This is a genomic window from Mesorhizobium sp. L48C026A00 (genome assembly GCF_000502375.1).
Classification (GTDB): Bacteria; Pseudomonadota; Alphaproteobacteria; order Rhizobiales; family Rhizobiaceae; genus Mesorhizobium; species Mesorhizobium muleiense.
This window is the reverse complement of sequence record NZ_AYWU01000116.1, coordinates 1-617: the sequence shown is the minus strand read 5'-3', so window position 1 is coordinate 617 and position 617 is coordinate 1. Positions and strand designations below refer to the sequence as shown.

Below are 617 nucleotides of genomic sequence, written 5' to 3'. Positions count from 1 at the left end.
AATCTTCTCAGACAGGGGCCTCCTCAGGCCAGACCCGCGCATCAGCTACCGCGGCAGCGGTTTAGTTCAATCACGCCTCAGCGCACAAGGGAATCGCAAAATCGAATTGCAGGAAAACAGCGCCCAAACACCGCAACTCCTGCAATTCCAAAGCCGTCGTCCGCCTTAATCAGGATGCCAGATCAACGGCTTGCGAATAGTTCACGGCCAACTATTTGGTGCGGCGCGTCAGACACAACCTGCTCGGTCGGAAGCACCCCCTCCTTGATCAGTCGGCGGACCGATGGGCAGAAACACCAAGCTTTTTAGCGGCTTCGGTCAGCGTGAGCCACTCGCCGTTCTTATCGGCGGATCGGTACCGTGGATTTTATGGACCGTGCGCAGCGCCCCGACACGGCACCCAGTCCAGGTTTTGCCTTGCCCGGTCTGCATTCCCATCCGGTTGAGAGTGGCGGCAATGTCGGCATCGGACCACCGGGTCGCCATAGACCGCATGATCGCAAGGGCGGCCTCCGGAGTACTCTGGCCATGTTCGCCAGATTTGCGGATTCCGACGTGAAGCCGGCCGCCATTCCGATCAAAGACCGGCCACCATTCCGATTTGAAGCCGGCCACCG

Annotated in this window: 1 pseudogene; it reads right to left on the bottom strand. The window is 59.6% G+C overall.

The features are described from left to right. Positions 1–318 precede the first annotated feature (318 nt). Positions 319–617, bottom strand: a pseudogene (locus tag X738_RS86720) (hypothetical protein); the annotation flags it as partial.